The organism is Ancylobacter moscoviensis (genome assembly GCF_007559435.1).
Taxonomy (GTDB): domain Bacteria; phylum Pseudomonadota; class Alphaproteobacteria; order Rhizobiales; family Xanthobacteraceae; genus Ancylobacter; species Ancylobacter moscoviensis.
On sequence record NZ_VMBP01000006.1, the window covers coordinates 334,530 to 353,503 of the forward strand.

The following is an 18,974-nucleotide window of genomic DNA, read 5'->3' on the forward strand; positions in this document are numbered from 1 at the left end:
CGACCGTCATACGAAAAGGGCGCCGCGAGAGCGGCGCCCTTTTTGCTGGTCGCATGCCTGCCGGAGCGGCGGCGGGTCAGTTCTTCGCCAGCAGCGCGTCGAGTTCCGGGCGGAAGGTGTCGGAAATCTCGGGATTGGCGAGCGCGTAGGCGACGTTGGCCATGAGGAAGCCGAGCTTCGAGCCGCAATCGTAGATCGCGCCGTCGAAGGTCACGCTGTAGAAATCCTGCCTCTGCGCCAGCTTCAGCATGGAATCGGTGAGCTGGATCTCATTGCCGGCGCCACGCTCCTGGGTGGCGAGCAGCTCGAAGATTTCCGGCTGAAGGATGTAGCGGCCGGAAATGGCGAGGTTCGACGGGGCGACGTCCTTCTTCGGCTTCTCGACCATGCTGGCGATCTTGTGCACGCCGTCGGCGACCTCGGTGCCGAGCCCGACGATGCCGTACTGGTCGGTCTGCTCCGGGGGGACCTCATAGACCGCGATGTGGTTGCCGCCGGTCTTGGCGTAGGCGTCCACCATCTGCGCGAGGCAGCCCTTGCCGTTGGTCGGCTTGTGCAGCATGTCCGGCAGCAGCAGCGCGAAGGGCTCGTTGCCGATGATGTCGCGGGCGCACCACACGGCATGGCCGAGGCCGAGGGGAAGCTGCTGGCGGGTGAAGCTGGTGGCGCCGGGACCCATGGTCTCCTGGCGCAGCATTTCCAGCATCTGGCTCTTGCCGCGCTCCAGAAGCGTGTCTTCCAGCTCGTACTGGCGGTCGAAGTGATCCTCGATGACGCCCTTGTTGCGTCCGGTCACGAAGACGATGTGCTCGATGCCGGCGGCGCGGGCCTCGTCAACCACGTGCTGCACGACAGGACGATCGACGACCGTGAGCATCTCCTTCGGAACGGCCTTGGTCGCGGGCAGGAACCGCGTGCCGAGGCCGGCCACGGGGAGGATCGCTTTGCGAATAGGAGTTACCATCTGAGAGACATGCCGCTTTGGTGATGGTGGAGGTGAGGGCGGGTAGTACAAAATTCCTATGAAATTCCACTTAACGATTCGATTTTGACAATCCGTTGCCGGGTGGCCCCGGTGACGTCTTGAAACTTCCCGCACGTTAAGTTCGTCGAAACCATGACGGTTGCCTAATCGTAGCGATTAATTGCGTTAGGGTTGCGTCATGAGTTATCGCAAGGTCTCCGGCCGGGGCCATGTCGGCGGGATCGCCGGCCTCGCGCTGGTCTGCCTCGGTCTTGCCGGTTGCGCCGGCTCCGACGATATCACCGGAGCCTTCTCCCCGCCCGCGGCCGCCCCCGCGCCGGCCCGGCACGCGACCCATGCAGCTCCCACGCGCGCCTCGGCGCCGGCCCGCACCGCCTCGACGCATCCCGAGATGACACCGCGCGCCCTCGCGCAGGCCGAGGCGAATTTCGACCGCTGCATTGCCGGCCTGGAGCCGCTGGCGCGCTCCAGGGGCGTCTCCGCCGCCGGCTTCCGCCGCTACACGGCCGGGCTCAAGCCCGACATGAGCATCATGGAGAAGCTGCAGACGCAGCCGGAATTCTCCCGCACCACCGGCGACTACGTGACCATGCTGGTCTCCGAGACCCGCATCCGCAAGGGTCGCGAGGCGATGGAGCAGAACGCCGCCGTGTTCGAGGCGGTGGGGCGCACCTACGGGGTCGATCCCTATGTGGTAGCGGCGATCTGGGGCATCGAGACCAATTACGGCAGCGCGCGCGGTTCCTATCCGGTGATCCAGGCGACGGGCACGCTGGCCTGCGTTGGCCGGCGACAGGCCTATTTCCGCGACGAGTTCGTCGCCGCCCTGCGGATCGTCGACAAGGGCGACGTGCCCGAGAGCCATCTGCGCGGCTCCTGGGCCGGCGCCTTCGGCCTGACCCAGTTCATGCCCACCGCCTTCCAGCGCGACGCGGTGGACTTCGACGGCGACGGCCATCGCAACGTGGTGGACTCGGTCGCCGACGCCATGGGCTCGACCGCCAACAAGCTCAAGCGCGGCGGGTGGGTGGCCGGCCGGAGCTGGGGATACGAGGTCGTGCTGCCGCGCGGCTTCAACTATCTCCTCGCCGACAAGAACGTCCGCAAGCCGATGAGCGAGTGGGCGGCGCTGGGTGTGCGCCGGCCCGAGGGGCGCTCCATGCCTGCCGCCGGCGAGACGGCCTATTTGCTGTTGCCGGCCGGTGCCAAGGGGCCGGCCTTCCTGATGACCGACAATTTCCGGGCCATCCTCAGCTACAATCCGGCGGACGCCTATGCGCTCGCCATCGGCCATCTCGCCGACCGCATCCGTGGTGGCGGGCCGTTCGTCCAGCCCTGGCCGGAGGACCAGCGCGCGCTGTCGCGTCTGGAGCGCTCGGAGCTGCAGAAGCGGCTCGCCTCGCGCGGTTACGATGTCGGCGAGCATGACGGCGCCATCGGCAGCAAGACCCGGACGGCGGTGCGCGAATATCAGGTCAGCGTGGGCATGCTGCCCGACGGCTTGGCGACGGGTGAGGTTCTGGAAAGCCTGCGCACCCGAGGCGGTTCGTGACGCGCCGATCCGCCTGGGGTCTTGAAACGGCCGCGATAATGGTTCACCGCTCTGGGTGTTTACCTCCCGGGCGTCCTCCTCCGGGGTGCGGCCATCGGAGAACGGCTCATGCGCGCGCGCGGATACCGGCTCGGACTGAAGGCGCTGGCGGTTGCCGGCGTGCTCGTCGCCGGCTGCTCGCTCGCCCAGGCCCAGAGCGACTGGTTCCGCCCGCCGGCCGACGTCGGCCAGTCGGGGGCCCGCTCCTCGCAGCAGCAGCGCGTGCAGAGCCGGCAGCAGCAACAGCGCGCCCGCCAGCAACAGCAGACCCGCCAGCAGGCCGCCCAGCCCGCGCCGCGCCGGAGCTGGTCGCCCTTCCAGCCGCTGATCGACCTGTTCGGCGGCAACAGCCGGAGCGCCCGGGAGATTGACCGTCCGACGCGCCTGCGTCCTCCTCCTCCTTCGGGCGGCGGCGGGGGGCTCGCGGCGCCGGCGCCTTCGGTGGCGCAGCAGCCGGCCGAGCCGCGCGGCAAGGTGTTCTCCACGGCGGCAGAAGCGCGCCGCGACGTTTCCAAGGCGAAGGACGTGGTCCTCGTGCTCGGCGACGAGCAGGCGGGGGCGCTGGCGCAGGGGCTGGCGGATGCCTTCGCCGCCGACCGCGACGGCGCCGTCGTGGTGGGCAAGACCGAGAACGCCTCGGGCCTCGCGCCCACCAGCGGCTTCGACTGGCTCGCCGCCGCTCGCCAGCTCCCGGGTGGGGACGAGCAGCCCAACGTCATCGTCGCGCTCACCGGCAGCAATGATTTCGTGCCGATCGAGGATCTGCTCGGGCGCGCGGAACTGCTCGACGAGCGCTGGCGCGACCTCTACGGCCGACGCTTCGACGAGTTCTTGCTGGGGCTGAAGATGCACGGCCGCCCGGTCGTGGTGGTCGGCCTGCCACCGGTCGAGGACGATGTCCGCAGCGAGCAGATCGCCCGGCTCAACGCCCTCATGAAGGAGCGCGCCGAACGGGCGGGCCTCATCTTCGTCGACGTGACCGACGGCTTCGTCGACGAGAACGGCAAGTTCATGATGTCCGGCCCGGCGGTCGATGGCCAACGGCGGCGCCTGCGCACGGCGGATGGCGTGGGCTTCACCCGCGCCGGCGCGCGCAAGCTGGCCTTCTTCGTCGACCAGCAGCTCGACGATCTCATGAATCGCGAGGACGTGCCCGCGGCGGCGGCCGATCCAGCCGATGCGCGCCCGTCCATCATCCTGCTGACCGGCGGGGTGACGGGCAGCGCCCGCGCGTTGGCCGGCGCGCCGGCCATGGCGGCTCGTCCCGCGCCGGGCGACATCCTGCAGGCGGCGCCGGGCGACACGAAGCCGGAGCCGGCGAGCGTGCTGGTCAGCGGTTCGGCCTTGCCGGCCGTCGCCGGGCGCACCGATGATTTCCGCTGGCCGCCGGGCCAGCCGGCGGCGGCGGTCGAGCCGCTCGTGCCTCCCATGCCCGAGACCGGCCTGCCGAGCGCCACGCCGGCGGCCGCGCCTTCCGAGCCCTCCACTCCCGATGCCGCCGCGGGCACCGCGACGCCGGGCACGGCAACTCCCTGAGAGCGATATATCTGTCGGTCGGGCCCGAAGAGGGCGCGACATGAAAAGGCCGGGTACGGCGACCGTCCCGGCCAGATCGTCTCTCGTCGGACCGTCGCGGCCCGGACGCGGGTTCAGCGCGGCAGGACCGAGCTTCCCATCAGATACGTGTCGATCGACTGTGCCGCCTGGCGCCCCTCGCGGATCGCCCACACCACCAGCGACTGGCCGCGACGCATGTCGCCGGCGGCGAACAGTTTCGGCACGCTGGTGGCATAGTCGAGGTCGCTCGCCTGCACGTTGCCGCGCTTGTCGATCGCGAGGCCGTCCTGCTCCAGCATGCCCTCGCGCACGGGATGCACGAAGCCGAGCGCGATGAAGACGAGATCCGCCTTGATCAGGAACTCGGTGCCGGGGATGGGCTGGCGCTTGGCGTCGACGCGGGCGCATTTCACGGCGGTGACGTGGCCCTTCTTGCCCTCGATGCCGAGCGTGGCGGCCGAGAACTCGCGTTCGGCGCCTTCGGCCTGCGAGGAGGAGGTGCGGAACTTGGTCGGCCAGTACGGCCAGACCGCCAGCTTGTCCTCCTTCAGCGGCGGCACCGGGCGGATGTCGAGCTGGTGCACGGAAAGGGCGCCCTGCCGGAAGGCGGTGCCCACGCAGTCGGAGGCGGTGTCGCCGCCGCCGATCACCACGACATGCTTGCCGGCGGCGAGGAGCGGCTGATCGCGCGAGACGTCCTCATGGCCGACGCGGCGGTTCTGCTGGACGAGATAGGGCATGGCGTAGTGCACGCCTTCCAGCTCCTGGCCGGGCAGGGCCGGGTTGCGCGGCGCTTCCGAGCCGCCGCACATCAGCACGGCGTCGTGGCCTTCCAGCAACTCGTCGAGCGGCGTGGTGACGCCGACATTCACGCCGTAGTGGAAGGTGACGCCTTCCGCCTGCATCTGCGCGACGCGGCGGTCGATGTAGTGCTTTTCCATCTTGAAGTCGGGAATGCCGTAGCGCAGCAGGCCGCCGGCCTTGGGCTCGCGCTCGTAGACATGCACGTCATGGCCGGCGCGGGCGAGCTGCTGGGCGGCGGCCATGCCGGCCGGGCCGGAGCCGATGACGGCGACCTTCCTGCCGGTCTTCACCGCCGCCGGCTCGGGCCTGATCCAGCCCATCTTCCACGACTTGTCGGCGATGGCCTGCTCGACCGTCTTGATGGTGACCGGCACGTCCTCGAGGTTCAGCGTGCAGGCTTCCTCGCAGGGGGCGGGGCAGATGCGGCCGGTGAATTCGGGGAAGTTGTTGGTGGAGTGGAGGTTGCGCGAGGCCTCCTCCCAGTTCCCGTTATAGACGAGGTCGTTCCAGTCCGGGATCTGGTTGTGGATCGGGCAGCCGTTCGGCCCGTGGCAGAAGGGGATGCCGCAATCCATGCAGCGCGAAGCCTGGTTGGCGACTTCGGCGTCCGGCAGGGGCAGGGTGAACTCGCGGAAATGGCGAATGCGGTCGGACGCCGGCTGATACTTCGCCTCGCGCCGATCGATTTCGAGAAAGCCCGTAACCTTACCCATTGCGCCCTCTTTCGCGGAGCACCGCCACCTTGGAGGCGTTCCACCTCCGGTGCCAGATACATCAATCATGCCAGTTGGAAAATGACGGCGCGGCACACGGCCGCGCCATGGCGCCTGCCATGGCCCGCTGTCGGGGCCGCCCTCGCATCCGTGCCGCGAGGGCGCAGGAGGCCTTACTCGGCCGCCTGCAAGCCGCGCGTTTTCTCCATTTCACGTAGCGCCCGCTGGTACTCGACGGGCATGACCTTGACGAACTTGCCGCGGTACTCGGCCCAGTTGTCGAGGATGGTCTGCGCGCGCTTCGAACCCGTGTAGTGCAGGTGCTTGGCGATGAGCTGGTGCAGACGCTCCTCGTCGTGGTGGCCCATATCCGCCATGATGTCGATGCGGCCCTTGAACTCCAGATCGCCGCCATGGTGATGGAGGCGTTCCAGCAGGTCCTCCTCCTCTTCCACCGGTTCGAGATCGACCATGGAGAGGTTGCAGCGCTTCTTGAAGGTGCCGTCCTCGTCCAGCACATAGGCGACGCCGCCGGACATGCCGGCCGCGAAGTTGCGCCCGGTCTGGCCGATGACGACGACCACGCCGCCGGTCATGTACTCGCAGCCATGGTCGCCCGTGCCCTCGACGACCGCGAGGGCGCCCGAGTTGCGCACGGCGAAGCGCTCGCCGGCCACGCCGCGGAAGTAGGCCTCGCCGGAGGTGGCGCCGTAGAGCACGGTGTTGCCGACGATGATCGACTGCTCCGGCACGATGGCGCTGTCCTCGGCCGGCACCACCACGATGCGCCCGCCCGACAGGCCCTTGCCGACATAGTCGTTGGCTTCGCCCACCAGCGTCATGGAGACGCCGCCGGCGAGGAAGGCGCCGAAGGCCTGGCCGGCGGTGCCGGTCAGGTGGATGTCGATCGTGTCGTCCGGCAGGCCGGCATCGCCGTAGCGCTTGGCCACCTCGCCCGAGAGCATGGCGCCGACCGAGCGGTTGATGCTCCGGATCTCGGTGTGCAGCACCACCTTCTCGCCGCCGTCCAGCGCCGGCATGGCCTGGTGGATGAGCGTACGGTCGAGCACGTGATGGATCGGGTGGTTCTGCCGCTCCGTGTGGTAGGTCGCGACGTCGGGACCGACCTGCGGCTTGGCGAAGATGCGGCTGAAGTCCAGGCCCTTGGCCTTCCAGTGCTCGATCGCCTCGCGCTGATCGAGCCACTCGGAGTGACCGATCAGCTCGTTGAAGTCGGCGATGCCCATGGAGGCCATGATCTCGCGCACTTCTTCCGCGACGAAGAAGAAGTAGTTGATCACATGCTCGGGCGTGCCCTTGAAGCGCTTGCGCAGCACCGGGTCCTGGGTGGCGACGCCGACCGGGCAGGTGTTGAGGTGGCACTTACGCATCATGATGCAGCCCGCCGCGATGAGCGGGGCGGTCGAGAAGGCGAAGTCGTCCGCGCCGAGCAGCGCGCCGATCACCACGTCGCGCCCGGTGCGCAGGCCGCCGTCGACCTGCAGCGCGATGCGCCCGCGCAGATTGTTCAGCACCAGCGTCTGGTGAGCCTCGGCGAGGCCGATCTCCCACGGCGAGCCGGCATGCTTGATGGCGGTGAGCGGCGAGGCGCCGGTGCCGCCTTCGAAACCGGAAATCGTGATGTGGTCGGCGCGTGCCTTGGCGACGCCGGCGGCGACGGTGCCGACGCCGACTTCCGAGACCAGCTTCACCGAGACATCGGCTTCCGGATTGACGTTCTTCACGTCGTAGATGAGCTGCGCCAGATCCTCGATCGAGTAGATGTCGTGGTGCGGCGGCGGCGAGATGAGGCCGACGCCCGGGGTCGAGTGGCGCACCTTGGCGATCACCGCGTCGACCTTGTGGCCGGGCAGCTGGCCGCCTTCGCCGGGCTTGGCACCCTGCGCCATCTTGAGCTGGATCATGTCGGCATTGACGAGATAGTCCGCCGTCACGCCGAAGCGGCCGGAAGCGACCTGCTTGATCGCCGAGCGCATGGAATCGCCGTTCGGCAGCGGCTTGAAGCGCGAGGCTTCCTCGCCGCCCTCGCCGGTGTTCGACTTGCCGCCGATGCGGTTCATCGCGATGGCGAGGGTGGTGTGCGCCTCGCGCGAGATCGAACCGAACGACATGGCGCCGGTGACGAAGCGCTTCACGATCGCGGTAGCGGGCTCGACCTCGTCGAGCGGGATCGCCGCGCGGCCGATCTCATCCGCGTTGCGAATGCGGAACAGCGAGCGGATGTTCAGCGTCTTGGCGCCGGCCTCGTTCACCAGCTTGGCGAAGTGGCGATACTTGTCCTGCGCGTTGCCGCGCACCGCGTGCTGGAGTTCGGCGACGGTCTCGGGGTCCCACGCATGCTCCTCGCCGCGCAGGCGGAAGGCGTAGTCGCCGCCGACGTCGAGGGCGTTGCGGTAGATCGGCGCGTCGCCGAAGGCGTCGCGGTGGCGCATCGCGGTCTCTTCGGCGATCTCGGCGAGGCCGATGCCGCCGATGGAGGAGGCGGTGCCGAAGAAATACTTCTCGATCACTTCCTGATTGAGGCCCACCGCGTCGAAGATCTGCGCGCCGCAATAGGACTGGTAGGTCGAGATGCCCATCTTGGACATCACCTTCAGCAGGCCCTTGTCGATCGACTTGATGTAGCGCTTGACGATCTCGTACTCGTCGACCTCCTCGGGGATGTCGACGCGCATGTCGATCATCGTCTCGAAGGCGAGGTAGGGGTTGATCGCTTCCGCGCCGTAGCCGGCCAGGCACGCGAAATGGTGCACCTCGCGCGCCTCACCCGTCTCCACCACCAGGCCCACGGAAGTGCGCAGCCCCTTGCGGATGAGGTGATGGTGCACGGCGGCGGTGGCCAGCAGCGAGGGAATCGGGATGCGGTCCGGGCCGACCAGCCGGTCGGACAGGATGATGATGTTGTAGCCGCCATGCACGGCCGCCTCGGCGCGCTCGCACAGCCGCTCGACCGCGTCCTCCATCCCCGCCGCACCCTTGTCGGAGGGGTAGGTGATGTCGAGAGTGCGGGTGTCGAAGCGCTCCTCCATGAAACCGATGGAGCGGATCTTCTCCAGATCCTCATTGGTGAGGATCGGCTGGCGCACCTCGAGCCGCTTGCGGCGCGAATTGCCTTCGAGGTCGAAGATGTTCGGCCGCGGCCCGATGAAGGAGACGAGGCTCATCACCAGCTCTTCGCGGATCGGGTCGATCGGCGGGTTGGTGACCTGCGCGAAGTTCTGCTTGAAGTAGGTGAAGAGCGCCTTCGACTTCTTCGACAGCGGCGAGATGGGCGTGTCGGTGCCCATGGAGCCGACCGCCTCCTGGCCGGTGGTCGCCATCGGCGCCATCAGCAGCTTGAGGTCTTCCTGCGTGTAGCCGAAGGCCTGCTGGCGGTCGAGCAGCGACACGTCGGTGCGCACTTCACGCGCTTCCACCGCGCGAAGCTCTTCCAGCACCAGCTGGGTGCGCTTCAGCCACTCCTTGTAGGGATGCGCCTTGGCGAGCGAGGTCTTCACCTCCTCGTCTGGCACGAGGCGGCCCTCTTCGAGATCGACGAGCAGCATCCTGCCCGGCTGCAGGCGCCACTTGGTGACGATCTGGTCCTCGGGGAAGGTGAGCACGCCCATCTCGGAGGCGAGCACGATCTTGTCGTCCGCCGTCACCAGATAGCGGGCGGGGCGCAGGCCGTTGCGGTCGAGCGTGGCGACGATCTGCCGGCCGTCGGTGGCGACGATGGCGGCGGGGCCGTCCCACGGCTCCATCATGGCGGCGTGGTACTCGTAGAAGGCACGGCGTTCCTCGTCCATCAGCGGGTTGCCGGCCCACGCCTCGGGCACGAGCATCATCGCGGCGTGCGGCAGCTCGTAGCCGCCCTGCATGAGGAATTCGAGCGCGTTGTCGAAGCAGGCGGTGTCCGACTGGCCCTCATAGGAGATCGGCCAGAGCTTGGAGATGTCGTTGCCGAACAGCTCGGAATCGACCGAGGCCTGCCGCGCCGCCATCCAGTTCACATTGCCGCGCAGCGTGTTGATCTCGCCGTTGTGCGCGACCATGCGGTAGGGATGGGCCAGCGACCACGCCGGGAAGGTGTTGGTCGAGAAGCGCTGGTGCACGAGGGCCACCGCGCTTTCGAAATCGGCGTCATGCAGGTCGGCATAATAGGCGCCGAGCTGGTCGGCGTTGAACATGCCCTTGTAGACGATGGTCCGGCAGGACAGCGACACGACGTAATAGCCCGCGGTGCGCGGGTCCTTGGCGTCATAGATGGCGTTCGACACCACCTTGCGCAGGATGAAGAGCCGGCGCTCGAAATCGTCCTCGCTGGCGATGGCCTCGCTGCGGCCGACGAAGACCTGCCAGTGCTTGGGCTCGGTCGGCAGCACGGTGTGGCCGAGCGAGGCGTTGTCGGTCGGCACCTCGCGCCAGCCGAGCAGCACCTGGCCTTCTTCGGCGATCACGCGCTCCATGGTGGCGCGAATGATCTCCTGGCCTTCCGCGTCGTGCGGCATGAAGATGTGGCCGACGGCGTAATGGCCGGGCTCCGGCAGCTCGAAGCCGAGCTTGGCTGCTTCCTTGGCGAAGAACCTGTGCGGGATCTGCACCAGCATGCCCGCGCCGTCGCCGGCGCGCGGATCGGCACCCACGGCGCCGCGATGCTCGAGGTTGAGCAGGATCTTCAGCCCGTCCTGCACGATCTGGTGCGACTTGCGGCCCTTGATGTCGGCGATGAAGCCGACGCCGCACGAATCCTTCTCGTTGCGCGGGTCGTACAGGCCCTGGGCGGCCGGCAGGCCGGGATCGATGTGAGTAATGGCTTTGGCAGCGGCGCGATCCGTCGCGGCCGGACGAACCGAACCCTCGCCGATCATGCGCGCGGCAACGCCGCCAAGTTCCTCACTCATTCCCGTCACTCCCTAAAGGGTCGCCTCACGTTCTGCGGGCGGACACGGGTCCAGCCCCGCGGGGCGCTCTCCCGCAAGGCCGTGCACGCTCGCCGAACGACGCTAGCATCCGCCGTGCCACACCGCTGTGTCGGCACCAGCTGCTGGATTATAGGACAGCATGACTGCCCTATCAATCGCGAAGATGCCAGAATTGACGCCTGCGCACAAGCATGGCGCGCAACATCGCCGCAGCGATTTTTCGCGCTTGTTGCGAAGGTGACGCCTCCGGCGAAAGGAACGGTAAGACGCGCCGCGCTGCCGCGCAATGGCGTTGCCGGCCAGTGGAGTTCGGCGTCGCGGCCGGCCAGGCGGGGCAGGGCCGTCTTGCAGGTGCCGCAATTTGCAGGTCCCGTAGCGAACGATGGCGAATGTTGATCGGGAGGCTTCGATGGCGAAGCTGCATGCGTCGAGGCGCCTGTCGTCGATGACGCTGCCGGTGCTCGCCGGTCTGGCGGCGATGACGGCGGTTCCGGCGCAGGCCCAGTTCTATTACCGCCCCTTCGGCGGGGTCTATGTGGAGCGCTACTACGAGCCGCTCCCGCCGGGCGGCTATTACGAGCCGCCGCCGCCGGTCTATCGCGCCCCGCCGCCCGCCTATGGCGCGCCGGGGCGGTTTCCTTTCGCCGATGTCGAACCGATGCTGCGCTCCATGGGCATGAGGGCCGTAGGGCGTCCCCGGATCGACGGCGGCACCTATGTCGTCGATGCGACCGATCCGAACGGCGCGCGCGTGCGCGTGCGTATCGACGCCTTCAATGGCCGGATCATCGCCATGCATCCGCTCGGCCCGGCACGTCCGGCCGCCCGCCAGACGGCGCCCTCGACGGCGATGCTGCCGCCCGCCGTCGCGCCGCTTCCCCCGAGGCGCGAACCCGAGAGCGGCATGGTCGCGGCACCCCCACCCGCGGGGGCCTCAGCGGCAGAGGTATCTCCGCAGGAGGGTGCGGAAGGCAGCGGGCCGGCGCCGGCCGATGCGTCTTCGGCCGCTTCCGTTCCACCGTCCACCGCGGACGCCGTCCCCACGGCGAACCAGGCGCCGACGGGCGAGGGATCGTCCGTGCGCGTGATCCCCGGCGTCGCGATGCCGCCGGGCACCGAGCCGACGACGGCGGCCGCGGCCGAAACCCCGCAGGGCGAGGCGGCAAAGGGGGCAGAGGCATCGAAACCCGCTGGAGATGCGCCCGCCGCGGCTGCCTCGGGCACCGGCACCGGTACGGGAACCGGCAGTGACACGCCGGCCGGCACCGCGTCGGTGATGGCGCGGGGCGCTGGCGGCGAGCCCGAACCGGAAGAATAAGCAGACGGTATCTCACTGCTGCTCAAAGCGGCAGGCGGCTCAAAATGAAAGCGCCCCGGCTGGACCGGGGCGCCCTGTACACGTCCATTCAGGCCCGCGCGCGTGGCGTGGGCTTCATCACGCGGCTGCGGTCACGCGGCCTTGGCGCCCGTCTTCGCCTCGATCACGCGGGGCGCGGGAGCGCCGCTGGTGATGGCGATGGTGCGGGGCTTCATCGCCTCGGGGATCTCGCGCACGAGGTCCACATGCAGCAGCCCGTTGGCAAGGCTGGCGCCCCGGACCTCCACATGATCGGCGAGCTGGAAGCGACGCTCGAAGGCGCGTGCGGCGATGCCCTGATAAAGCACCTCGCCGGACTTGGCCGCCGGGTCGGGCTTACGCTCGCCGCGAATGGAGAGACCGCTCTCCTTCACCTCGATGGTGAGGTCATCCTCGGTAAAGCCCGCTACCGCGACGGTGATGCGGTAGGCGTTCTCGCCTGTCCGCTCGATATTGTAGGGCGGATAAGTGGCGCCGGTGTCGACATTGCCGACCTGGTCGAACAACGAGAAAAGCCGGTCGAAGCCGACAGTCGAACGGTGCAGGGGGGTAAGATCAAACGTACGCATGGCATATCCTCACGTTAAGCGACATGCAGATCAGAGGCCCTCTCGATTGAGCCGGGCCCGGTTCGCGTACCGCCGTCTGGCCGGTACATCTTCGAGATGGTGAGCGCTCCGCCGGATGCAAGAGGCTGCCGGCGATGGCCCAGCCTGAGGCGGCAAGCCAAGATGAACGGCAGATGAACGGCCGGCTCGGGCGGTGTTCAGTGCCGGTCATCTAGGTAAGCATGCTTCTATGCGGACTCGATTCCAGGGAAGTTGCAGCGCGATGGCGCGGGCGTCGGCGTTACTGATCGTCTTGGCGGGGCTCCTTGCGGGGCTGGGCCTGCCCGGTTCGCCGTGGGGATCGGCCCTCGCGCAGGGCTATGGGCCGCCGCCGGGCGCCTACGCGCCCTATGACGCGCCTCCCGCTCCGCGCGGCCGGGCGGCCGGTCCCGTCGATCCGGATGCCGCCACGCGGATGCTCTCGGCGCGCGGCTTCTCCAACATCTCGGTGATCCGGCGGCGCGGGGCGACCATCATCCTCGAGGCCAACGGGCCGCGGGGCGAGCGGGTGCAGGTGGTGGTCGACGGCGCATCCGGCGCCATCAGCGGCATGAAGGTCATCGGCTTCGGCGACAAGCGCTACTGACCGCATCGCCCGCCTTGTGGACGCCCGCCGCTGGGGTATAAGCCATCGGACTTTCCACACCAGCGCCCCGCCGGAACATGCCCACCGAGATGGACCTGTACAGCACCAAGGACAACCCCGTGCCCGAGGGCGCGATCTGCGGCGTCGTGACGACCGCCGACGGGGTTCGCCTGCGCATCGCGCGCTGGAAGCCGGCCGAGGGCGCCTGTCGGGGCACGGTCTGCGTGTTCTCCGGCCGGACGGAGAAGATCGAGAAGTATTTCGAGACGGTGCGCGACCTGCTGCGGCGCGGCTTCGCCGTCGCGGTGCTGGACTGGCGCGGGCAGGGCGGCTCGCAGCGGCTGCTCACCAATCCCATGAAGGGCCACGTCAAGCATTTCGCCGAGTACCAGCGCGATCTGGAAGCCTTCATGACCGAGCTGGTGCTGCCGGACATGCCCGGCCCTCACTTCGCGCTGGCCCATTCGATGGGCGCCTCGATCATGCTCGACCATGCGCGGCGGGGCGGGCGCTTCTTCGACCGGATGTTCCTCGTCGCTCCCATGCTCGACCTGTCGCTGGTCAAGCACGACGTGGCGGCGCGGCGGCTGGCGCGGGCGCTGTCCGGCGTCGGCCTGTCCAGGGCCTATGTGCCGCGCGCCCGCCGGGTGCGGCTCAACGAGCTGCATTTCGACGGCAACCGGCTGACCTCCGACGCCGTCCGCTTTGCCCGTAACCTGACCATCACCATGGAGCAACCGCATCTCGATGTCGGTCCGCCGACCATCGGCTGGGTGAAGGCGGCCTATGACCTGATGGAGACGCTCGCCGACCCGGCGACGGCGCGGGCGATCCGCCAGCCGCTGCTCATGGTGGCGGCGGGCGCGGACAGCATCGTCTCGACGCCGAGCATCGAGCATCTGGGCACGCGGCTCATCGCCGGTGCACATATCGTGATCCCCGGCGCGCGCCACGAACTGCTGCAGGAGCGGGACATCTTCCGCGAGCCGCTGCTCGCGGCCTTCGATGCCTTCATTCCGGGCAGCGCAGCGGCCTGACCGCGGGCCAGCCTTCTCAGCCGGCGAGAACCTTCAGCGCCGCCTCATGCGCCCGCCGGTCGCCGGCCGCTACGACGCGGCCGCCGGAAAGATCCGCGCCGCCTTCCCAGTTGGTGACGATGCCACCGGCGCCCGAAATGATCGGCACCAGCGGCATGATGTCGAAATCGTTGAGATTGGTCTCGATCACCAGATCGGCGTGGCCGGCGGCGAGCATGCAGTAGGCGTAGCAGTCGCCACCGTAGCGCGGCAGACGCACGCGCTTCTCCACCTCGGTGTAGCGGGCGCGGTTCTCCTCGCTCATCAGCAGCGGGCTGGTGGTGAGCAGCGTCGCCTCCTCCAGCCCGGCGCAGGGCCGCACGGCAAGACGCCGCTCGCCGGCCGGGCCGCGATAGCGCGCCTGCACGCCGTCGCCATAGAAGCGCTCGCGGATGAAGGGCTGGTGCATCATGCCGTAGACCGGCTGGCCCTGGCGGCACAGGCCGATCAGCGTGCCCCAGGCGGGCAGGCCGCAGATGAACGACTTGGTGCCGTCGATGGGATCGAGCACCCATACGTAATCGGCGTCGACGCCGTCATCGGGGAATTCCTCGCCGCGCACGCCGTGGCTGGGGAAGGTGCCGCGGATGAGCGCGCGCATCGCCTGCTCGGCGGCGCGGTCGGCGGCCGTGACCGGATCGAACACCGCGCCGCGGCTCTTGTCCTCGACGCCCAGCGCCGTGCGGAAGAAAGGCAGGATGGCCTGGCCGGAGACGGTGGCGAGCTCATGAACGAAATTCTCGAAATCCACCGCACTCATCGCACCGCTTCCCTTCGGCTGCCACCTGCCGGCGATCGCGCCGCCGGTTCGGCCAACGCATATCGGGAGGCGCGGTGCTCGGCAATCTCTCTCCGGTGTCCATTCACCGCGCGGCTGCCAGCGCGGAGGGAAGGGCGCGGAGCCATGAGGCGGAGGTGAGGGGCGCCACTCAGAATGCCCCGCGTTCTACGCATGGCTCCTATTCCGGCAAGGTCAAGAAATGAGCAGTTTCGTCGTTGCTATTGGGAAGCGAAGCTGCCATATTATTGCAGTGCGGTGCAGCGATTGGCGTCGCTTCACCGCCGCCCTCCTTGGGCGTTTCCTCCCTAGACTTGGGCCGCTCCGGCAACGTGAGCGGCCCCTTTCTTTTTCAACCCCCTGAAAAGTCAGCGTTCTTGTCCGGTGCCTTCTTCCTGCGCCGCTGATGAGGCTCGTCCCTCGCGCGGCCGTGTGGCGCTCGGCGAGTCGATGCTGCTCAGGAGAGAGTCGATCTGTCGGCGGATGGGGCAGGCGCACACTGTGCGCGATTTGCGACATTCGAACCGGCTGCGACCAAATGCCGGTTTCGTTTCTTTCGCTTGGCGCTTGTCACTTGTGCGTCGCACAGTTATGGATATTGCGTTGCGACGGCGCGATTGGCGTCGCGCTGTCGCCGCCCTCCTTGGGCGTTTCCTCCCTAGACTTGGGCCGCTTGCGCGCTGCGTAAGCGGCCTCTTTCTTTTCCGCCGGCGTCTGCGGTGCGTATGGCAGGAAGCGGGGAAAATGGCGACGCAACGGTATGGTGCTGCCGGTTGCCGGGAGGGCGGGCCTGGGCACTTTCCGGGCAGCCCGCGAGGCGGGCAAATGGAAACGGGCGCCGGCAGGTCGTGCCCCCCGACCCAATCCACCAGCGCCCGCAAGGCGAAAATCATTATTTGAGGTGTCAGGCCACCGTCGAGTGCGGCATTAATGCCACGCTGGTCTCGATATGTATCTGGTATGCCAGAAAATCCCAGTGCCTGCCTTGATTATTCCGCAATGCACCTACATCTTCAGTCTCGTACGCAGCGATTGGCGTCGCTCCGTACAGCCCTCCTTGGGCGTTTCCTCCCTAGACTTGGGCCGCTTGCGCGCTGCGTAAGCGGCCTCTTTCTTTTGTACCGGACCGAAGATGCGCCCGCCGCGGCTTTTGCCATCTTGCGTGGTCGTCTTCGTTGCAGGCCCGCGTACCCAAGAAAGGGCAGCTCGATCTCGAAGGCCGACCGGTTCCCTCCGCGCCATTCGCGGCCAAACCCGAACAAGCGGTAGGGAACAATCGGCCCGGAACCGAGCGTGCAGAATTCGTATAGGTCTCATGTGCAAAATGCAAGGCTCTTATGCGGCCTTTTGCATCACACGATCAATTTTTTGCGGGTAGTCCGTTAACTCTCTGAAAAACAAGAATTATTCGGCGGCGGTTCGGAGCGGCGCCAGCTCAATATGAGTAATTCGTGACAGCGCGAGAGCGACATCGAGCAGGTCGCTGCGCACAATTTCGAAGCGTTCGGAGGGCTGATAAGTGGCCTCGTGCATATAAAGCGCGCGGTTGATCTCGATCTGGACCGCGTGCATGCCCGAGGCCGGATTGCCGTAGTGCTCGGTGATGAAGCCGCCGGCATAGGGCTTGTTGCGCACCACCGAATAGCCCCGGCGCCGCAGCTCGGCTTCCATGATGTCGGGAATGGCGGCGGCGCAGCTGGTGCCGTAGCGATCGCCGATGACGATATCCACGCGCGAATCCCGCTGGCAGCCGGACGGCATGGAGTGGCAGTCCACCAGCACCGCCACGCCGAAGCTGCGCTGCATCTGCACCATGAGCTGCCGCAGGGCGCGGTGATAGGGCTTGTAGAGTGCGTCGATGCGGGTGATGGCCTCGTCGACCGGAATGCGCCGGGCGTAGATCTCCTGCGCCTCGCCGACGATGCGGGCGATGGTGCCGAGCCCGCCGGAAACCCGCATCGAGCGGGTGTTCGCATAGGCCGGCAGCCGCCCCTCGAACATGCGCGGGTCGAGCTCATAGGGCTCGCGGTTCACGTCGAGATAGCAGCGCGGGAAATGCGCCCGCATGAATCCCATGCCCAGCCGCGTCACATCGCGGAAGAGGGCATCGACCAGCGTGTCCTCGGAACGGCGCAGCGTCGGCAGCTCGAGCCGCGACTGCTCGACGAAGGCGCGCGGATAGACGACGCCGCTGTGCGGGGAGTTGAACAGGAAAGGCGCGATGGGCAGGGCCGGCTGCACGATCTCGAAGACCGGATCGATTGTGTCGGCTATGACGGCCATCATTCTGTCCGAACCTGATCGCGCTTCCTTGCGCCGCAGCCCGCACCGGACAGAGCGCGGCGCCTCCCGCGCCTTTAGACCTGTCTAGCATGCGCGTTCCCGGTGCGGAATGCGGGCGGCCCGCCTCGGCGTGGGAATCTGCGAACACGTAAGCGAGAGGAAAAGCGCCGCCGGCCGGGGATGGAGCGGCCGGCGTTCACGATGTGCTAAGAGGCGGCGAGGTACCCAAGGGGGACGTGCATGCGACGGTCGATGCCTGTGCCGGTCCGGTGGACCGGCGGTGCGGCCGCGCTGGAGAATCGGGATGTCCGGGATGCTGAAGATCCTGCTCGCCGAAGACGACCACGACATGCGTCGTTTTCTGGTCAAGGCGCTTGAGAATGCAGGCTACGAGGTCGTGGCCTTCGACAATGGCCGTTCGGCCTATGACCGGCTGCGCGAGGAGCCGTTCGAACTGCTGCTGACCGATATCGTCATGCCGGAGATGGACGGCATCGAACTCGCCCGCCGCGCCACCGAGCTCGATCCGGACATCAAGGTGATGTTCATCACCGGCTTCGCGGCCGTGGCGCTGAACGCCGACAACCAGGCGCCCAAGGACGCCAAGGTGTTGTCGAAGCCGTTCCACCTGCGCGATCTCGTCAACGAGGTCGGCAAGATGCTCGCGGCCTGAGCCGCGGCTGTTTTCCCCTGCCGCCGTCCACAGCCAGAATCCCCGGCTTGCGCGGCGGCGGGCTTCCCGATATAGGGGAGCCCCGCTCGACAAGAGCATCGGAATGGGCGCGTAGCTCAGCGGGAGAGCACTACGTTGACATCGTAGGGGTCACAGGTTCAATCCCTGTCGCGCCCACCATTCCAAGCCTTCAAAATCAACGGCCTCGCGCCACGCAGGCCCGCCAGAACGTGGCGGGCTCGGGTGTCGCCGAACCTGCTGCCGCTTGATGACGTCCGGAATCGCCCCGCTGACGTCGACGAACGGTGAAAGGCTGAACCCGGATCAGCGCCCTCCGCTTTCGCTCTCGAATCGCTTGTGCAGACGGGACGGCGCCTCGACCGTGGCGGTTCACCCCACCGTCGCCCTGAGGGGAGGCCCCAGGAACTCCACGCCCCACGCCTTGCCGAACGCGTTCAGCGCGGCGGCGTCGGGTACCCCGTCCCGCATGACGGCGCCAAGCTGGGTGAAGAACGCCTCGGCATCGAGCCCCGGCAGGATCAGGACAAACTGGCGCGCCGGTTTGTCGCTGATGTTGACGAAGGCATGGGCGGATCCGCCGGGAATGGTAACGACGTCGCCGGCGCCGGCCTCGAAGCGTTCCCCGTCGCACTGGTAGAGGTAGCGCCCCTCGATGACGCGGAACACTTCCGTCTCGGCGTGCCGGTGCAGCGGCGGACCGAAGCCGGGCATGTTGACGGTCTCGATGGCCGTCATCTCGCCGTCGCTCAGGGACGGTGGCAGGGCGACGCGGAGCGTGAGGCCGATGGCGGGGATGAGGATCGGCGCTTCGTCACCCGACGAACGATGAAACCGGAACGGCATTGCTCCCCCTTTGGCCTCCCCTTGGTCCCCTTGTGCTCCCGCAGGGGGAGACGATAGAGCGTTGCGCGAAGACGACACCAGCAGCTTGCCGCGCGCATTGACGCGCCTGCGCAGGAGCGAGGGGGGAAGGTCGCAGTTTCGCCGGTGTGCCGCCACACCGTTCATCATCATGCG

At 67.8% G+C, this 18,974-nt stretch carries 13 protein-coding genes and 1 tRNA gene; 7 read left to right on the forward strand and 7 right to left on the reverse strand.

Annotation, left to right across the window (positions count from 1 at the left end; genetic code table 11):
- Nucleotides 1-76: 76 nt before the first annotated feature.
- Complete coding sequence (galU, locus tag FO470_RS18075; RefSeq protein WP_144344375.1) at nt 77-964, reverse strand: UTP--glucose-1-phosphate uridylyltransferase GalU; 888 nt, start codon at nt 962-964, stop codon at nt 77-79.
- 199 nt (nt 965-1,163) lie between these two features.
- Here galU and FO470_RS18080 point away from each other — a divergent pair, with 199 nt between their 5' ends.
- Together FO470_RS18080 and FO470_RS18085 are read left to right on the forward strand one after the other, a co-directional pair.
- Entirely contained in the window at nt 1,164-2,537 is a 1,374-nt protein-coding gene (locus tag FO470_RS18080; protein WP_144344376.1) for a lytic murein transglycosylase, read from the forward strand.
- 108 nt (nt 2,538-2,645) lie between these two features.
- Nucleotides 2,646-4,112 (forward strand): SGNH/GDSL hydrolase family protein, encoded by a 1,467-nt coding sequence (locus tag FO470_RS18085; RefSeq protein WP_144344377.1) that lies wholly within the window; start codon nt 2,646-2,648, stop codon nt 4,110-4,112.
- 113 nt (nt 4,113-4,225) lie between these two features.
- On the opposite strand, the gene FO470_RS18090 is transcribed toward FO470_RS18085, so the two are convergent.
- Both FO470_RS18090 and gltB read right to left on the reverse strand, forming a co-directional pair.
- A complete protein-coding gene (locus tag FO470_RS18090) occupies nt 4,226-5,650 on the reverse strand; it encodes a glutamate synthase subunit beta (protein ID WP_144344378.1) in 1,425 nt (474 codons plus the stop codon).
- A gap of 173 nt (nt 5,651-5,823) precedes the next feature.
- Nucleotides 5,824-10,563 (reverse strand): glutamate synthase large subunit, encoded by a 4,740-nt coding sequence (gene gltB, locus FO470_RS18095; RefSeq protein ID WP_418655065.1) that lies wholly within the window; start codon nt 10,561-10,563, stop codon nt 5,824-5,826.
- Nucleotides 10,564-10,984: 421 nt separating this feature from the next.
- Here gltB and FO470_RS18100 point away from each other — a divergent pair, with 421 nt between their 5' ends.
- Nucleotides 10,985-11,893: a PepSY domain-containing protein gene (locus FO470_RS18100; protein WP_144344380.1), complete on the forward strand. Its 909-nt coding sequence runs from the start codon at nt 10,985-10,987 to the stop codon at nt 11,891-11,893.
- A 131-nt stretch (nt 11,894-12,024) separates the two neighbouring features.
- Here FO470_RS18100 and FO470_RS18105 read toward each other — a convergent pair whose 3' ends face one another.
- Nucleotides 12,025-12,501: an Hsp20 family protein gene (locus FO470_RS18105; protein WP_144344381.1), complete on the reverse strand. Its 477-nt coding sequence runs from the start codon at nt 12,499-12,501 to the stop codon at nt 12,025-12,027.
- 292 nt (nt 12,502-12,793) lie between these two features.
- Between FO470_RS18105 and FO470_RS18110 the strand changes: the two genes are divergently transcribed.
- Both FO470_RS18110 and FO470_RS18115 read left to right on the forward strand, forming a co-directional pair.
- Complete coding sequence (locus FO470_RS18110) at nt 12,794-13,126, forward strand: hypothetical protein (protein WP_246659632.1); 333 nt, start codon at nt 12,794-12,796, stop codon at nt 13,124-13,126.
- A 77-nt stretch (nt 13,127-13,203) separates the two neighbouring features.
- Nucleotides 13,204-14,163 (forward strand): alpha/beta fold hydrolase, encoded by a 960-nt coding sequence (locus FO470_RS18115; RefSeq protein ID WP_144344383.1) that lies wholly within the window; start codon nt 13,204-13,206, stop codon nt 14,161-14,163.
- Between the two features lie 16 nt (nt 14,164-14,179).
- Here the strand turns inward: FO470_RS18115 and hisN are convergent, their stop codons facing one another.
- Together hisN and FO470_RS18125 are read right to left on the reverse strand one after the other, a co-directional pair.
- Nucleotides 14,180-14,962: a histidinol-phosphatase gene (hisN, locus tag FO470_RS18120; RefSeq protein ID WP_144344384.1), complete on the reverse strand. Its 783-nt coding sequence runs from the start codon at nt 14,960-14,962 to the stop codon at nt 14,180-14,182.
- 1,422 nt (nt 14,963-16,384) lie between these two features.
- Nucleotides 16,385-17,263: an N-formylglutamate amidohydrolase gene (locus FO470_RS18125; RefSeq protein WP_418655068.1), complete on the reverse strand. Its 879-nt coding sequence runs from the start codon at nt 17,261-17,263 to the stop codon at nt 16,385-16,387.
- Between the two features lie 313 nt (nt 17,264-17,576).
- Between FO470_RS18125 and cpdR the strand changes: the two genes are divergently transcribed.
- Both cpdR and FO470_RS18135 read left to right on the forward strand, forming a co-directional pair.
- Nucleotides 17,577-17,936, forward strand: coding sequence for a cell cycle two-component system response regulator CpdR (cpdR, locus tag FO470_RS18130; RefSeq protein WP_144344419.1), 360 nt, complete (start codon nt 17,577-17,579; stop codon nt 17,934-17,936).
- 105 nt (nt 17,937-18,041) lie between these two features.
- Nucleotides 18,042-18,116, forward strand: a tRNA-Val gene (locus tag FO470_RS18135).
- A gap of 210 nt (nt 18,117-18,326) precedes the next feature.
- Here FO470_RS18135 and FO470_RS18140 read toward each other — a convergent pair.
- A complete protein-coding gene (locus FO470_RS18140; RefSeq protein WP_246659633.1) occupies nt 18,327-18,971 on the reverse strand; it encodes a cupin domain-containing protein in 645 nt (214 codons plus the stop codon).
- Nucleotides 18,972-18,974: the final 3 nt, after the last annotated feature.